Raw genomic sequence first — 15646 nt, forward strand, 5'->3', positions numbered from 1 at the left:
TTGGCAGGGTGGTAGTAGCCAAGGTTCTATTTGGCCACCGATTGCGATGGAACAAATCTATTAGTTGATTCATTAGCCGGGTGGTCGCCTGGTCCTTCCGAAGACGACTCTTCAGTTGCCAGCCCGGCGGCCGCAAATTGCTGTTATAACGATCATCACCTGGAGGATGCGATGGTTTCTATCAGCCGACCCGACGTTCACAATGGACGCAAGCTTGTTCGCGGGGCTCCATATAGCCTCGCGCAGTTCAAGGAGAAGTATGCGCTCGATGACACCGAGGCATATAGGCTTTTCACAAAGTTCGGGCCGTCGTCAATCGATCTCGATGCCCTTATGGCAGCCCGCGATCGTAGGAAGCTCGCAGAGGAATTTATGCATAGGTCGCTTGGTCGGCGACTTGGATGACCTATAGCTAGGTGTGCGGCCGCACATTAGATGTGCTGCAACTGCAGTTCCGCGGCGATGGAAGCAGAATGTGCATTGCATGGGAAACCGCAGTCAACCCATCACGGGTTCCCTCTCTGAGTGTCGGCCGTTTCCTTCAGGCCGCCAGTCCGAGGTCGGGGACGCAAAAATCGTTCAAGCTCCTTGATTTTTTGTAAGCCGCTTGCCACCTCATCTGCGCATTTTTTCATTCATCTCGGTGAGGTCTCTGGGTGTCCCAAAATCAAGAAAAGCCAGTCGAAAGCCACGTCTTCGAAGCCGATGTTGCTCGCCTTCTCCACCTGATGGTGCACTCGGTCTACTCTGATAAGGACGTCTTCCTCCGCGAGCTGATTTCAAACGCTGCTGATGCCTGCGAGAAGCTGCGTTATGAGGCGATCGAAACACCGTCGCTGCTCGGAGGTGATGGGGAAGCACGGATCACACTTACCCTTGATGAGGAAGCCAATCGTCTCATCCTTGAAGACAACGGGATTGGCATGAACCACGACGAGTTGATCGAGGCTCTCGGTACGATCGCTCGGTCTGGCACACGGGCCTTCATGGAACGGATCGGAGCCAACAAGCCCGGCGGCGAGGGGTCGCAGCTTATCGGGCAGTTCGGCGTCGGCTTCTACTCATGCTTCATGGTCGCCGAGCGCGTCGACGTCGCCTCTCGCCGTGCCGGATCGGACAATGCGTGGCGGTGGTCGTCGGATGGCAAGGGCAGCTATGAGGTCACGCCGATCGACCCTGTTGACGCGCCAGCTCGTGGGACACGCATCACTCTCCATTTAATGGCGGATGCCAAGAACTACACATCCCGATGGACGATTGAACGTATCGTCAAGGAACAATCGGGCCACGTGCCCGTGGCAATCACCATTATCGTAAAGCCCGGCGGCGAGCCCGAGCGGATCACGGATGGCTCCGCACTCTGGACCAAGGCCAAAAATGACGTCTCAAAGGACGAGTACACCGACTTCTACCGCGGAGTGTCAGGTCAGTACGATGATCCGGCGCTGACTGTTCATTTCCGGGCCGAAGGAAGGCACGAATATACCGCACTGGCCTTCGTCCCCGGTTCCCAGCCGTTCGACATGTTCGACCCCGATCGCAAGGGGCGGATGAAGTTGTACGTGAAGCGGGTGTTTATCACCGACGATGCCGAGCTTATGCCGCGCTACCTTCGGTTTGTCCGTGGTCTCGTCGACACCTCTGATCTGCCTCTGAATGTCTCGCGCGAGATGATCCAGGAAAGCCCGATCTTGTCGGCTATCCGCAAGGGTGTAGCGAACCGCATTGTGACAGCGATCGAAAAGCTGGCGGAGAGTGAGCCTGAAACCTTCCGTACCCTTTGGGACAACTTCGGTGCGGTTATCAAGGAGGGCATCTACGAGGATTTCGAACGCCGCTCCCAGTTGCTTGCGCTTTCGAGGTTCCGGACGACAACGTCAGGCGAAGGCTTCAGGTCGCTTGGCGAGTACGTGAAGGACATGAAGAGCGAGCAAAGCGTCATCTATTACCTGGCGGGCGGCAACCTCGAACAGTTGAAGGCATCGCCGCAGTTGGAGGGTTTCCGTGCACGAGGAATAGAAGTCCTGTTGTTGACGGATTCCATCGATAGCTTCTGGACGATGAACGCCCCCGAATTTGAAGGGAAGGCGTTTAGGTCGGTAACGCAGGGCGCTGCCGACCTGTCCCAAACCCCCAAGCTTGATGGGCAGTCTCTTGCTAGCCCTGAGGCATCTGCGGAGGCGGATGCGTTTGTAGAGTTTGCGAAGAAGACGTTGGCCGATCACGTCGCAGATGTTCGCGCCTCCGATCGATTGACAGAGAGTGCGGTGTGCCTTGTCGCGCCCGAGAACAGCTACGACCGCCAAATGGAGAAAATCCTCCAGAGTGCCGGCCGCCTGGACGCAGCGGCGAAGCCGATCCTCGAAATCAATCCCGCGCATCCGACGGTCGCCGCGATCACGTCAATGAAGGATGACGACGGGTTCCGTGAGGACGCGACATATCTGCTTCTCGATGAAGCCCGCATTCTCGATGGGGACAAACCTACCGATCCCCGAGCGTTCGCCGAGCGTCTGGCCCGGGTTTTCGCGAGGACAGTGCGTTGAGGCGGACAATTTAGCAGGGCCTCTTCCCGGGACGTGGGTGCCGTCGCAACTGCGCGGGTGAGACCGGCGCATAGTCACTGGGAGTTCGCAGCCATCGGTGCAAAGCGTTTTCGCAGGGATCGTTCAACTTCATCCGCTTCCCAGCGGATGGGATACGGCGCTTCCCAAGTCAGTCGCTGCAAGTCTTTCGGACTAAGGCCCTGGTATCCCAGCTGCTCAAGGCGAAGTTGAAGCAAACAGGCATCGGTCTGGACAACCAATCTGGCGGAACCGCCTAGCGGCGCGACCTACCGAGTTATCTCCGCGGAAAAGCGCTCGACCTGGGGGACAAAATCGCGGAGTTGGGTGGGCAGGGGAGGTACGTCGTGTTGACCAAGGCGAGGAAACTGCCGCAGGATGCGTTTCTAGGTTTACCCCTCAATGATGCCATCCTGTTTCAACTTGCGAAGCTTTCGGCTCCAATCGGCGTGACTTTTTCGGCCCTTGGGCGTTGTCTTCTCACAATCGAGAGGAGCGCACGATGTCATCAAAGGCTACCGCCGCAAAGCAGCGCGAAATCCAGCAACAGGTCGAAAAGGCCGACAAGAAGGAGAGGTCGAAGCCATCAGGAGCGATGCAGGCCGGTGCACGAGACTATCCAGCGCCGCCGTTCCCGAAAGCCCATCAGGCTAAGCCCGGCTCAGAAGCGGATCTTCCACTCGCACCGATGTACGACGCGCCGTTCTACAAGGGCTCCGAAAAGCTGAAGAACAAGGTCGCGCTCATCACCGGTGGCGACTCTGGTATCGGCCGGTCGGTGGCAATCCTGTTCGCACGCGAAGGGGCAGACGTCGCTATCGTCCACCTTGACGAGGATAAGGATGCGGCGGACACCAAGGCGGCCGTCGAAAGAGAAGGCCACAAGTGCCTCGTGATCAAGGGCGACGTCAAGGATCCAAAGTTCTGCCGTGACGCCGTCGCGAAGACCGCCAAGAAGTTCTCGCGCCTCGACATTTTGGTTAACAATGGAGCGCAAGCGCCGTTCTTACGATTTGGTGGGTGTATAGCGGAGGCCGGGGGAGCGGCGAGGCCTCGTGGCATCTTTGACCTGTTATGCCGAGTTCGGCATAATGCAGAGCGTTTTTAGCGTGTCGTCGCGGGTATCGACGTTGACGAGCGCTCCGAGGCCGATGGCGACGGTGCGCTAAAAACGTGTTGGGCTAAGCCGCGGGCGCGAGTGGCGCTCTATGGGTATTGAATGGTGCCCGTCCAAGGAAAGGGCATCGCACAGTGGCGTGGATGCAGGGGTGGCGGGAGCGCGGGTGACGAAAGCAGCGCAGATTTCGGGTTCGAAAGAGGTAACGATTGACGCTGTAGCCTGCCGGAAGACGCTGGTGGGCGCGACGACGCACACTTTCGCGGGATCGGCCCGGTTGGCCGGCCGAACGGGGCGATGCGGCGACGATGAAAGTGCTGCGCTTCTTCATGACGTATCCCGGTATGGCGGTGGTTCGGTGAAGCCGTCGAAGGTTTCGATGGTGATCATTTGCCCTTGACGACAGGCCGGGCATTGCCTGAGGGACCGCCCGGTGAGCTCCTCGTAACGGTCGCGGTACTCCTTCGGAGCTCGGCTGTCCGACGGCTCGGGAACCGGCATGCCGAGCAGGTCGCGGCAATGGGCAAGTTTTTGTTCGCGATACCGATTGCCCAGGAAACCGTAATAGCGGATCCGATGGAAGCCCTCGGGCAGGACATGCAACAGAAAGCGGCGGATGAACTCGTCGGCGGAGACGGTCATGACCTTTTGCCGATCGCCGTGCCGATAGTCCTTCCAGCGAAAGGCGACTTTGCCATCCTCTATGTCGATGAGGCGGTTGTTGGAGATGGCGACGCGGTGCGTGTAGCGGCCGACATAATCCAGGACCTGTTCGGGGCCCGCGAAGGGCGGCTTGGCGTAGACAACCCAGTCGGTCTTTCGAAGGGGCGCCAGATAGCGCCGGAAGGCACTGCGCCAGTTGAGGCGCTGCAAGTCGGAGAAGAACTGCAACTTGCCGGCGTTGAAGGCTTTCTCAAGGTGCTGCAGGAACAAGCGGCGGAACAGGCGTGAGAGCACGCGGACCGGCAGGAAGAAGCCCGGCTTGCAGGCGATCCATCGCGTGCCGTCTGGCGAGAACCCGCCACCCGGGACGACGCAGTGCAGATGGGGGTGGTGCAGCAAATTTTGCCCCCAGGTGTGAAGAACGGCGAAGAAACCGATCTCGGCGCCGAGATGCCGGGGGTCGGCGGCGATGGTGCGCAGCGTCTCAGCGGTGGCGCGGAACAGCAGGCCGTAGACGAGCGCCTTGTTATGATAGGCGATGGCGGCAATGGCCTCCGGCAGCGTGAAGACGACGTGGAAGTACTGTGCGTCGAGCAGCTCGGCGCGACGATCCTCCAGCCATTGCGCGCGGGCCAGCGATTGGCAGCGGGGACAATGCCTGTCACGGCAGCTGTTGAAGGCGATGCGCCTGTGTCCGCATTGATCGCACGCTTCGACGTGCCCACCGAGCGCGGCGGTCCGGCACAACTCGATCGCCGTCATGACGCGGCGCTGAGCGGTCGACAGCGATGTGTGCTGGGCACGATAGGCCTCGCCGTAGCGACGGAATATATCCGCCACTTCCGGCCCTGAACGGACCATCGGGAGCTCAGAAATACTCAGGCTTGGCGGGCGGCGGCGGGGTGGGCGCTGGACGTGGCAAAAGCTCGAAGGGGCTCGCCGTGGCGCAGACCTTGTTGGTGGCGATGCGCAGGTAATGGGCGGTGGTTGCAAGACTGCGGTGACCGAGCAGCAGTTGAATGGTGCGCACGTCGGCGCCGGCCTCGAGGAGATGGACGGCGAAGGCGTGCCGCAAACTGTGCGGCGTCACCGGTTTGGACAAGCGGGAGAGATCGTGCGCTTTCGCGCAGGCTTGCCCGACCGCATCCCTGGTGATCGGATGGCCGGCGCGATCGCCGGGGAAGAGCCACTCTTTTGGCCGCCGCATCTTCCAGTAATCGCGCAGGATCTCGAGCAGCTTCGGCGATAGCATCACATAGCGGTCCTTCTGGCCTTTGCCCTGCTCGACACGGACGACCATTCTCTGGCTGTCGATGTCCGTGGGCTTCAGGTGCACCGCTTCCGAGATGCGCAAACCGGCGGCATAGCACGTCGTCAGAATGGCGTGGTGTTTGAGATCGGCCACGCAGCCGAGAAACTGCTGCACTTCATCCGGGCTGAGGATGATTGGCAGTTTCTGTGGCTTCCTGGGAAGCGGGAGGACCTCTTCCGGCACCCAATCCCTTTCGAGTGTCACATTGAAGAGAAAGCGCAGCGCCGAAAGGGCGATGTGGATCGAGCCCGGCGCCAGCTTCTTCTCGTTGGCCAGATAGACCTGATAGGTCCGGATGTCCTCACGGCCGAGCAAGTCTGGCGACTTGCCGAAGTGTCGTGCAAACAGCGATACCTGCTGCAGATACGAGTGCTGGGTATTGAGCGAAAAATTGCGCACCTGCATGTCCTCGCTCATGCGCTGGCGAAGTGGGGTCATGATGAGCTCCTCTGTCCAATGGATGGGCTGCAACCAGCCGTCCCATCCTCGCGCAGTTGGGGCTCCTACTGAATACGTCACCTCCTTGCCGCTCCGGCGTAGCGGAGCGGGTTAGTCCACTGGAATTTATCCCGAGCCCGAGACTATGCCGAGCCAGTTCCCCAAAGCCCGCGATTTCCGATAGGTCCAGATTGCAAGCTCGGCATAGTCCCTTGATGTGTGTTCGGTTGGAACGTGCCACATCCGGACCCTTGTCGATGATGTCCCGAAGGTCCCGTCTCGGAATCCAAAGCCGCTACTCAAGCTCTTGTTCACGCGTAAGCGCTCAGGACGGCAGGCGTCGCCAGCGCTCCACGAGCGACAGGCCACCGATTGCGTAAGCCGAGGCGAGAAGGACGTTGAGCAAGCGGCTGAAGAAGGCCTCGCCGCTGGTGCCGGGCAGCGGTGACATACCGAGCCCCAAGAGCAGGATGAAGGTTGCGAAGGCTATGGCGTAAATGGGTGCGCGCTCGGCCGCCACCACGATCCGGCCAGCGAAAATGAGGCTTGCGGCAAAACACGCCATGACAAAAAACAGCAGCGAGCCGCCAACGAGCATGAGATTGTAAAATCCTGCGGCTGCTATCCCGCCGATAAGATTTCCGAGAATCAGTCCGAGCGCAGTCTGCTGCCCTTGTCCTCGGTCGTGCTGCCGGAGCAGCGTCACGATGACTATCAGTACGACGATCGCGACCTGCGTGGCGTCGAGAATGAACCAGCTCAGAACTGGGAGCAGGATGAGAGTGTCATAAAGTGCGTGGCGCGCAGCCGTGGTCGGCCCGGCCGCACGTGCCGTGTCGTTGGCTGGCGACGCTTCAGGCCCCGCGGCCGCAGGAGCGGGGAATATCGTGTGCGCTGTCCATACGGTTATCAGTGCCACGATGCCGGCCAATACTATCGTGGTGGCAAACGATCCCGCTGCCGCGGGCGACAGAATGGCGATGGTGGGAAGCATGACGGCCGAAATCTGGGGAAGCAGCGTGACCAACTCCGGCGCGCCGCGCCGGTGGGCATAGAACGAGAGGTAGATGATGAGCGCGAGTGCGAGGATCAGCACCACCGGGCTGCCGATAAAGGCTGCCGTGAGCACCATCACTATCCCTGTCGACACGGCGATCAGGCCCAGGAAAGCGAGACCCTGTGCAAGGCTCGGCGGAGGGCGTTCCAGCTTGACGAGGATGTTCGCGGCCAGGAGCGGGGCGAGGAAGGTCACGTCCCAGTCGAGCGCCTCGACCACCGCGAAACAGGCTGCAACCCCGAAGGCGAGGCGAAGGGCGGCGCGGCGTGCGCGTTCGGCAGCGCGATCGGGTCCGCCAGGACGCACGGCTGTGGCCTCACTAGACATAGGTCAGCAGCGCGACGAGCCGCATCCTGATGTAGCCTATGGCGTTCATGATGGCGTTGTCGCTTGTGTAGATCATCGTGTTGGTCTGCGCGCCGAAACGGAGTGGCCGCACGTCCTGGTCCAACTTGATACGCACCGGCATCAACTGTGGCGGGCGAACCCAGCCGCTCTGTGTCCGCGGTGCAGGCAGGCCGGTGCGCAGGTCGACGCTGCGGTTGCCCACCCCGTAGCCCAGCGCTACCACGCGTCCCGTGACCACGCGTCCCGGAAGGATGTCGAGCACAATGTCGGCGGGTTGGCCGACGGCAATGTTTTCCAGGCTGTTTTCCGGGAAAGCCGCTTCGATCCAGACCTCCCTTGTGTCGATGTAGGTCATCGCAGTCTCCCCCTTCGCCAATAGCTGCCCGATCGCGAGCGAGAGACTCGTCACACCGCCCTCGGAAGGAGCCAGGATCGCGGTGCGTTGGAGATCGAGATTCGCTTGTTCCAGAACCGCCATGGCATCGCGAATTTGAGGATTGGATGCGCCTGTGGGACCAAGGGCTTGACGGGCCTTCTCGATCTCGGCTTCGGCCTGGACCACGACAGCTTCCGATGAATCCAGGATCGACTGCGCCTGCGCCCGGCGCGCCTCAGGGTAGACTCCCTTCTTGACCAACTCGAGGGTGCGCGCTGCCTGCTCGCGCGAATTCTCCCGCTTGGCGATGGCCTCGGCGAGCTTTGCCTCCGCTGACGCCACCGCCGCGGTAGACGCGCCGATCGACTGCCCGACGGCCTCGAGCTGCACCTCGGCGCGACGGACGGCGAGCGCATACGGGTCGGGGTCGATGCGAAACAGGACTGTGCCTGCCTCCACACGCTGATCGGTGTCGACGCCGACATCGATCACGCTGCCGCCAACTTCAGGGGCGATCTTGACCAGATACGCCTCCACCAGTCCCTGGGCCGTATAGGGGGTGTAGCGGTTGGCGGCGATGCCGTAAACGAAGAGCGCGGCGCAGATCGCAATCACGATCAGCGTCACGCGGCGAACCGGATTTTTGTGCGATAGAGCCTTCGCCGGCGGTGGCGCAAGCGTCGAGGACTCCGCTACCCTTTTCTCGTCCGCCATGTCATCCTCCCCTCGCACCGTCGTGCGTTTTCACCGACGCCCCAGTATCCGCTTCCGCCTGCATTCCGCCGCTTCGTATCCCAAGGTCATCGGCGGCTCACGCTCTAGTGCTTGGCCGCCGCAATGATCCCAAGTAAGCCGAGCCCGAAAACCATCATCTCGACAGCAACTGCGGTGAGCAGAATCCCGAACACGACCTCAGATATAATCAGGCTGACCGGGTTCAGGCGCATCGCTAACTTGTCGATGTTGGAAAAGACCAGATAGTCGAACGCGCCGACCAACAGGATGAGTCCGAGGACGAGGCCGGCGCTGGCGATTGAGACGACCTCGCCGGAGGCAACGATCATTATCGTGATCCCAACCGGATTCAGCAGATATGGAACGGCGAGCGGGTAGATTGCGACCCGGTTCGGCTCTGCTTGGACGCCAGCATCCTCCTCGACCTTTTTGCCAGGCGCGGCCACCATTTCGATAGCCAAGATCGCTAGAATGATGGCACCGGCCACTGCAACGGTACCGGCGGTGATGTGCAGGAGGCGCATGAGCAGTGCGCCGGTGGCGAACAGGACGATTGCCGTGACGACCGCCGTCACCACCGTCCGCCGGCCGACCGACCGCTGTATCGCTGGTTCGAGGTGCTTGGTCTTCTCGAGAAAAGGCACCAATGCGATTTTGGGTCCCATGCCGATAAGCAAGAGCAGCAGCAGCGTCACCACTAGGTCGACATCGATCACCGAGAAATCCATTGAGCGGCTCCCTTCTTTTGATGTCTTTGAAGGCAGATGTATGCGACTTCGCACCTTCTAAATAACCGCGCCCTAATTCTACCGTTCGGTGCATTGCGGTCAAGCACCAGGAGTCGGTACATCGACGCCTGGGTCGAAGTGACCGACGTTCGGGGGTGGACGGCTGAGCAGATCGTGCGCCTGAAGCAGGAATTTGAATGACGCCAATGATATAATCCAGATGTCCATGCGCCGAGCGGAGTCCATCCACGCACTCCGCGGTTGCTTCGCACCTGCGCACTACGGCGCGACTGCAAAGAACAAGAACACTGCAAAGACGACCAGGTGCACGATACCCTGAAGCACCGTGGTCCGGCCCGTACCCAATGTGATCACGCTGAGGATCAGAGTCAGCACTAGCAGAACCTGGTCTTTCTCGTCCAGGCCAAGCACCAGGGGCTGGCCAATCACAATCGAAACAAGCGCGACCGTTGGGATGGTCAGACCGATTGCCGCGAGTACCGATCCCAGCGCCAGATTCAGACTGGTCTGCAGGCGGTTGGCCTGGGCTGCCCTGAGCGCCGCCAGGCACTCGGGAAGCAACACGACGCCCGCAATGACGATCCCCACGACGGCTTTTGGCACGCCAAGCCAGCTTATTCCTGCCTCCACCGTCGGCGTCAGGGATTTCGCAAGCCCCACCACCGCCACCAGCGCGACGAGCAGCAAGGCTGCGCTGGTGGCGGCCATCCTGTTTGACGGCAATGACGCGTGCGTATCCTCGTCATCGGCCTCGAGCGGGAGGAAATAGTCGCGGTGCCGCACGGTCTGGACGAAGATGAACGAGCCGTAGAGGGCCAACGAGACTATACCGGCGAAGACAAGCTGCGGTGTGCTGAACATCGGCCCGGCTGCGGTCGCGACGACGTTTGGCACGACCAGCGTCAAGACGGTGAGCGCGGCCAGCACAGCCAAGGCGGCGCTTGCTCCGTGGAGCTGAAATCCCTGTTCGTGATGGCGCATACCCCCGGAAAGCAGGCAGAGGCCGACGATGCCGTTCATCACGATCATCACTGCGGCGAATACGGTATCGCGTGCCAGCCCCGCTTTTTCCGCCGGAGCGGAGATCATCACCGAGACGATCAGCGCCACCTCGATGACCGTGATGGCGACTGCCAGCACCAGCGTGCCGAAAGGCTCGCCGGTGCGGTGTGCGACAACCTCGGCGTGGTGAACGGCGGCAAAGACGGTGGCGATCAGAGCCACTCCAGCAGCCGCAGCAACAAGGCCCCCGACCCCCGTAAATGGTGCCACCAGCAGGATCGCCCAAGCCACTGCAGGCGACACCCATGTCCACCACGGTGTTTGTTCTGCTGCCAAAGCGATAGGTCCTCCTTACTTGCAGCCGAGACTGGCTGCCCATCCTCGCCTATTCCTTCACCGCGACTGGCACTTGACCCCCGTGGTGATCTCGTGCGGTGTTACTGCCCGCCTCAGTCCCGCGTCCAGATAGTGTGGTCGATCTGGTCACCGAACTCGGGATAGTCCCGTCCGTGAAAGCGCGGCTCCACCCCGGCCTTGCGCTGTGCGAAATAATCGCGCGTCAGCTTCACTACCGTTCCGGAGAGTGCGACGATGGCGACTAAGTTGATCGTCGCCATCAGTCCCATGGCCGCATCGGCGGCGTCGAAGACCGTGGCCACCGCCTGCAGCGCGCCCCAGACGACTAGGAGCAGGACCAACCCGCGCAGCACGGTCAGTCCGGTCGCATTGCCGATGCCGAGAAAGACCATCGCCATCTCGGAGTACGAGTAGTTGCCGATGATCGACGTGAAGGCGAAGAAGAAGATCGCCACTGCGACGAAATAGGGCCCGATCCAGCCGATATGGTGCCCCAACGCCGCCTGGGTCAACTGTGTCCCGTTGAGACCCGAAAGGTGGACTTCCGAGAGCAGGATCATGAGCGCGGTGCTCGAGCAGATCACGAGCGTATCGATGAACACGCCCAGCGCCTGCACGAAGCCCTGACTCGAGGGGTGGTGCGGCACGGGCGTCGCGGCCGCGGCGATGTTCGGGGCCGAACCCATGCCCGCCTCGTTGGAGAACAGCCCGCGCTTAATACCGTTGGCCATTGCCGCGGCGACTCCGCCCGCCACGCCGCCCGCCGCCTCCTCGAGTCCGAACGCGGAGCGGACGATGTGGGTTAGCATGCCCGGCACCAGCGGCAGGTTGGTGAGGAGCACGTACAGTGCCATCAGCAGATAGACACCGGCCATGACGGGCACGATATATCCCGCCAATCTGGCGATCTGACGGATGCCGCCGAAGATCACCATGCCGGTGATGGCCGCGAGCACCAGGCCCGTCGCGAGCTTCGGGATACCAAACGCGCCGGCCATAGCATCGGCGATGGAGTTCGCCTGGACGGCGTTGAATACGAGACCGAAGGAGAGGATCAGGCAGACCGCGAAGACCGACCCGAGCCACGGCATCCCGAGCCCCTTGGCGATGTAGAAGGCCGGGCCACCGCGGTAGACGCCCGTGCCGCCGCCTTCCGCCTCATGCACCTTGTAGAGTTGGGCGAGGGTCGACTCCGAGTAGGACGTTGCCATTCCCACCAGCGCCACCATCCACATCCAGAAGATCGCGCCGGGCCCGCCGAGGGTCAGCGCCACCGCGACGCCAGCGATGTTGCCGGTGCCGACCCGGCTCGCGAGGCTAGTGCAGAGCGCCTGAACCGGAGAGATGCCCTCCTTGTCGCCGCGGGTATCGCGTGCGGTGACGACCCGGAACATCTCGCCGAAATGCACGATCTGCTGAAAGCCAAGGCGGATGGTGAAATACACCCCGACGGCGAGCAGTCCGTAGATCAGGATATAACCCCAAAAGATCGTGTTGAGGAAATCGATGATCGTGTTCATGGCGTCCCTCCGGTTTGCGATCATCACAACTACACGCACGCCCTACCATGCGTTCACGATGCGACGTGTCCGGGACAAAGCCAATTGCGTCCCCTGGGCCCCGGATCGATGCTGATGCCCCACTAGGCGAGCAACGAGACTTTTCCGCTCACGATGTCATAGCGGGCCGCCACGACCTTCAGTTTCCCCTCCTTGATCGCTCCGGCGATGATGGGGGAGGCTTGGCTGAGCAGGCTTGCCTGAAGCCGGGCATTGGCGTCGATGGCGGCGTCCAGGTTGCCGCCAGCGACATCCACCGCCGGCCGGATCGGGGCGTAAAGCGCGCTGATCTGACCAGGCACCGCCTTGCCTTCCATCGTTGCCTTGACCGCGCCGCAGTTACCGTGCCCCAGCACCATGAGGACCTTGGTACCTAGAACGGCGACGCCATATTCGAGGCTCGCCGTGATCTCCGGTGTGGTGATGTTCCCGGCCACGCGCACGACAAACAGATGACCGATGCTCTGGTCGAAGACGAACTCCACCGGTACGCGGGAATCGGCGCATGACAGCACCGCGGCGAAGGGCTCCTGCTTCTCGGCATTCTTGGACTTGAGGATTGATAGGTCCTCATTGAGGGACCGGAGTTGACCGCCAACATAGCGCTCGTTGCCGTCCATCAACTCCTTGAGCGCCGCATCGGGCGTCAATGCGCTCTGGGCCGCTGCCGGCCGAACGCGCGTGACCGCAGCACCAGCCAGCGCCACGACGGAGCAAGCGATCGCATTGCGCATGAAGCCGCGACGCGCAAGATCGGCATCCTCGCCGCGACCCGCTGACGGGGTCGAGCAACTACCGCAGCCGCAAGCCATACCAACGGCTCGGATGGAAATGTCCTTGGGTTTCATCGGTTCCTCCCTGTGTTCGATGCATGCCATCGCAGATCAGGTCATTCACCCGTGCCTCGCGAGTGAAGTGGAATACACCCTTCTCGTCCTTGAAAGCCTTACGCTTATGCGAAATATCCAAGCATCGCCGTTCAGGATGGGATAAAACGAGAATCTAAAAAGTACTGTAAATCTACCATAGTTTTCTTGAGTATTCTACGATATCGGCTACCGCCTCTATGGAACGTCTTCACACCTGCAAATAGACCTTGCCGGCACTTAGGTAGGCTCACTCATTACATGCTCGTTATGAATGTCAGATTTCCGCCGCAGCGGTCCCTTCCGATCGCCAGGATGTGGGGCGGCTTCGGGCCAACAGGCGACTATCGCGCACCGCGGCGCCGGCCCAGGTTGCCGAGCGCCTGGTGGCGGGCGGGTTCGCCAGCCACTACGATGATGCGTTCGCAGCGATCAGCGAGCTGCCTTACCGGAAATGGCGGGACTACGATTCCGCTGACACCATCCGCTTCTATGCGCTGCGGCTGAAAGAAGTCGGTTTGATCAGCGCCTCGCCCGACAGGGTTATCGCGGAAGATACGGACTGGCGCCGGGCCGAAGGCTCTCCGAAACGATTTGCGCCTTGACCTCATCCGGCCAATGCCGGTGAACCTCACGTCCAGACTTCCTGGTCGTGAGAACCTCCAATGTAGTCTCCATGGAGAAACTCCCGTTGCTCTTCCATGGAAAGGCGATCACAGATCAGGGCGGCAAGATCAACGTGGGAGCGGAACACCGGTTACGACCAAACTCGCTCAGGCAGCGACGCGCAGTTCGGGCTCGCCATCCTCCACCGCGCCGATGATGCGCGCGGCGGGATAGCCTGCTGCAACGATTTTCCCGAGCAATTCCCTTACCCGATCCTTGCTGCATGAAACGAGAAGCCCCCCGGACGTCTGGGGGTCGGTGAGTATATGGCGTCGCCATATTGGGAGGTCTTCAGGCAGGGAGACGTTCTCACTGTAACTTGCCCAGTTCCGGTGCGATGCGCCAGTCACGAAACCCTGCTCTGCGAGCCCGGCGGCGCGCGCAAGAAAAGCCATGTCCCTGACACTGAGCGATATCCGCTTGTTCGATCCTCGAGCCATCTCAAGGGCGTGACCAAGAATGCCGAAACCGGTGACATCCGTCATGGCATGGACGCCGGTATCTAGAGCAAGGTCTGCTCCGACGCTATTTAGGAGCGTCATCGACGCGATGAGTTCGCCATAGGCGTCCGGTGGCAGCGCACCTTTCTTGAATGCAGCCGAATAGATACCCACGCCGAGTGCTTTCGTCAGGATCAGTGCATCGCCGGGTCTTGCGCCGCTGTTGCGGCGCAAGCTGGAAATCGGGCATGTGCCGACGACCGCCAGGCCGTAGATAGGTTCCGGCGAATCGATCGAATGGCCGCCGGCGACGGGAATGCCGGCCTCTGCGCAGATGGCACTGCCGCCCTTCAATATCTCCCCCACTGTTTCGGTTGGCATTTTGTCGATCGGCATGCCGAGAATGGCAAGCGCCATCAGTGGCCTGCCGCCCATGGCATAAACGTCGGAGATGGCGTTGGTCGCGGCGATGCGGCCGAAGTCGAAAGGATCATCGACCATCGGCATGAAAAAATCGGTGGTCGCGATCAGGCAGGTTTCATCGTCAAGCTGCCAGACAGCGGCATCATCGCCGGTCTCCGTCCCGACAAGCAGCCGGGCAAAGGGAGCGGCAACAGGCTGACCCGCAAGCAGCTGCTGCAGAACCGATGGCGCAAGCTTGCAGCCGCAGCCGCCTCCATGAGCGAGCGCTGTCAGGCGGATGGGCGATGTTGCAGTCGGACTATCCATGATGGCCTCCCATAAAGGTTGCAATTGGACGCTGCCGCCGCTGTCGGTCAGGCAGTAATTTCGCGGGACCGGATCGCGTATCTGAACGCATCCGGATCAAGGCAATCGAGCCTTGCCGACCGGCGTCGTCCCGCACGATCCTGGCGCTGGCCGCATTGGTCGTCCAGGTAATGTCGCCCGGCCTGTTCCAATCGCCAGCCCGAAGAACGGGCAGCGGAATCCATGCGCGCGCGGCACTGTCGGCGCGCAAAAGCTCGACACGAGTCGTAATCTCGAACGTTCGCCACGTGGAAGGTCTCGGCGCAAAAGCCATATTTGCAAAGGCTATTTTCGGCAACCCGGCCATTGCCGACAGCGCGGCTGCCGCTTTCAGAAGTTCACGACGACTGATCATCATTCCCTCCCGATTTGAGTTGCCGGTGCCGGCAGCCATCAGCACCTGCGGGCGCTCTTAAGATGCAGGCGTCGAACGTCCGAGACCGCTCGTGCGTGCAGCGGTTCACAGTCTTGTGTCGTAGGAGAATTCCAATGTTGCAGGAAAGAGGTCGAGCACAATCCGAACGGCTCCGCCATTTCCGGCGTGCGGCAACAACCCAATGCGCAATGCCCCGAGACTCGGGAGCGGCAAGCAATCCCATCTGCTTATCATCGTCCCTTTACGGCTGAAC

At 61.1% G+C, this 15646-nt stretch carries 12 protein-coding genes and 1 pseudogene; 3 read left to right on the forward strand and 10 right to left on the reverse strand.

The window, feature by feature from the left end:
• Positions 1-728: 728 nt before the first annotated feature.
• Together htpG and LPU83_RS66665 are read left to right on the forward strand one after the other, a co-directional pair.
• Complete coding sequence (htpG, locus tag LPU83_RS66660; RefSeq protein WP_374046230.1) at positions 729-2546, forward strand: molecular chaperone HtpG; 1818 nt, start codon at positions 729-731, stop codon at positions 2544-2546.
• 520 nt (positions 2547-3066) lie between these two features.
• Positions 3067-3558: pseudogene (locus LPU83_RS66665) on the forward strand (SDR family NAD(P)-dependent oxidoreductase); the annotation flags it as partial.
• 450 nt (positions 3559-4008) lie between these two features.
• Here the strand turns inward: LPU83_RS66665 and LPU83_RS66670 are convergent.
• The 8 genes from LPU83_RS66670 to LPU83_RS66705 form a co-directional block, all read right to left on the reverse strand.
• Complete coding sequence (locus LPU83_RS66670) at positions 4009-5205, reverse strand: IS91 family transposase (protein ID WP_040680916.1); 1197 nt, start codon at positions 5203-5205, stop codon at positions 4009-4011.
• A 7-nt stretch (positions 5206-5212) separates the two neighbouring features.
• Entirely contained in the window at positions 5213-6094 is an 882-nt protein-coding gene (locus LPU83_RS66675) for a tyrosine-type recombinase/integrase (protein ID WP_015241729.1), read from the reverse strand.
• Between the two features lie 325 nt (positions 6095-6419).
• Positions 6420-7478: a DUF2955 domain-containing protein gene (locus tag LPU83_RS66680; protein WP_082321330.1), complete on the reverse strand. Its 1059-nt coding sequence runs from the start codon at positions 7476-7478 to the stop codon at positions 6420-6422.
• Entirely contained in the window at positions 7471-8589 is a 1119-nt protein-coding gene (locus LPU83_RS66685; protein ID WP_024315555.1) for an HlyD family secretion protein, read from the reverse strand. Before LPU83_RS66685 ends, LPU83_RS66680 begins: the two co-directional genes overlap by 8 nt.
• Positions 8590-8693: 104 nt before the next feature.
• Complete coding sequence (locus LPU83_RS66690) at positions 8694-9338, reverse strand: MarC family protein (protein ID WP_024315554.1); 645 nt, start codon at positions 9336-9338, stop codon at positions 8694-8696.
• A 279-nt stretch (positions 9339-9617) separates the two neighbouring features.
• Positions 9618-10703, reverse strand: coding sequence for a calcium:cation antiporter (locus LPU83_RS66695; protein WP_024315553.1), 1086 nt, complete (start codon positions 10701-10703; stop codon positions 9618-9620).
• A 107-nt stretch (positions 10704-10810) separates the two neighbouring features.
• Positions 10811-12238 (reverse strand): alanine/glycine:cation symporter family protein, encoded by a 1428-nt coding sequence (locus tag LPU83_RS66700; protein ID WP_024315552.1) that lies wholly within the window; start codon positions 12236-12238, stop codon positions 10811-10813.
• 122 nt (positions 12239-12360) lie between these two features.
• The gene (locus LPU83_RS66705) at positions 12361-13125 is read right to left on the reverse strand and encodes a carbonic anhydrase (protein ID WP_024315551.1); all 765 of its coding nucleotides are present in this window, start codon (positions 13123-13125) and stop codon (positions 12361-12363) included.
• A 335-nt stretch (positions 13126-13460) separates the two neighbouring features.
• On the opposite strand from LPU83_RS66705, the gene LPU83_RS66710 reads away from it, so the two are divergent.
• Positions 13461-13748, forward strand: a complete 288-nt coding sequence (locus LPU83_RS66710; RefSeq protein WP_024315550.1) for a hypothetical protein — start codon at positions 13461-13463, stop codon at positions 13746-13748.
• 168 nt (positions 13749-13916) lie between these two features.
• Here LPU83_RS66710 and selD read toward each other — a convergent pair whose 3' ends face one another.
• Both selD and LPU83_RS66720 read right to left on the reverse strand, forming a co-directional pair.
• Positions 13917-14978 carry a selenide, water dikinase SelD gene (gene selD, locus LPU83_RS66715; RefSeq protein ID WP_024315549.1) on the reverse strand — a complete coding sequence of 354 codons (1062 nt, stop codon included), beginning with the start codon at positions 14976-14978 and terminating at the stop codon, positions 13917-13919.
• Positions 14971-15411: a twin-arginine translocation signal domain-containing protein gene (locus tag LPU83_RS66720; protein WP_037070770.1), complete on the reverse strand. Its 441-nt coding sequence runs from the start codon at positions 15409-15411 to the stop codon at positions 14971-14973. The genes selD and LPU83_RS66720 overlap by 8 nt, the downstream gene beginning before the upstream one ends.
• Positions 15412-15646 lie beyond the last annotated feature (235 nt).

This window comes from Rhizobium favelukesii, assembly GCF_000577275.2.
GTDB lineage: Bacteria > Pseudomonadota > Alphaproteobacteria > Rhizobiales > Rhizobiaceae > Rhizobium > Rhizobium favelukesii.